General features: G+C 59.8%; 1 protein-coding gene. It reads right to left on the bottom strand.

The genetic code is table 11. The annotated features are described in order from the left end of the window. A partial coding sequence (locus tag Q4526_RS00005) for a metalloregulator ArsR/SmtB family transcription factor (RefSeq protein WP_303609480.1) occupies positions 1 to 900 on the bottom strand: 900 nt, incomplete at its 3' end. Positions 901 to 941: the final 41 nt, after the last annotated feature.

The following is a 941-nucleotide window of genomic DNA, read 5'->3' as shown; positions in this document are numbered from 1 at the left end:
GGGCTCAAAGCCCTGCCACAGGTCGCCGCAATTTTCCCGCGCCCAGTCCTGTTCGTGGCGGCACAGCTCGGTGACGATCAGGGCGCCGCCCGGTGTCAGCGCGGCGCTCAGGTCTTTAAAAATATCCGCCGGCGATGGTGTGTGGTGTAGCACCATATTCATCACAATGCCGTCGGCCAGTACCCGGTGTTGTGCCAAACTGCTGGTATCGCCGTGAATAAACTCCACGTTGCTCAGCCGGGCTTGGGTGGCCGCCTCGCGCGAGTGCTCCAACATGGCATCGGCGCTGTCGAGCGCTACTACATGGGAGAAGCGTTTGGCCAGCGCTGGCAAAAACTCGCCCTGGCCGGGGCCGACTTCCAGCGCCAGGTGCCGGCTTTTAAAAGGGGTGTTACTTAACAATTGCGCAACCTGCTCACCGTACACTGGGTAACTGGCAATAAGGTCTTGTTGGGCGCGAAATTTGTGCGCGTTATCGGCGAAAAACTGCTTGGAGGCCTGGGCGCGCTCGTCGCCGATAGCGCGGCACTGGGCGTCGATGGCCGGCTCGGTCGCCAGTTGGTCCACACTGTGGAACAGGGCCTGCTGCAAATCGGCCAGTGGATGGTCCGGTAAAACCATCGTGCGCCGATAGTAAATTGAGTTGCCCTCGCGGCGCGAGGTGGTGAGCCCGGCGGCGGTTAGCAGCTTTAAATGGTGGCTCATGCCGGATTGGCGCACATCAAAAATACGGGCCAGTTCGGAGACGCCGTAAGAGTTCTGCGCCAAAATGGCTAGAATTTGCAAGCGCAGCGGGTCGCCCGCCGCTTTCAGTAAGCTGGCGAGAGTGTCGCTGGCCGAGGTGTCGGTCTCGGCGGCGGGAGTGTCGTTGGCTGCCGGAGCAGTGGCTGATTGAGTCATGGCCGCTATACTAGACTAAAACCAAACCTATATCAAAATAT

The sequence above is a fragment of the Gilvimarinus sp. 2_MG-2023 genome, assembly GCF_030547685.1.
GTDB lineage: Bacteria > Pseudomonadota > Gammaproteobacteria > Pseudomonadales > Cellvibrionaceae > Gilvimarinus.
The sequence above is the reverse complement of the archived record's forward strand: the minus strand, read 5'-3'. Positions and strand labels throughout refer to the sequence as shown.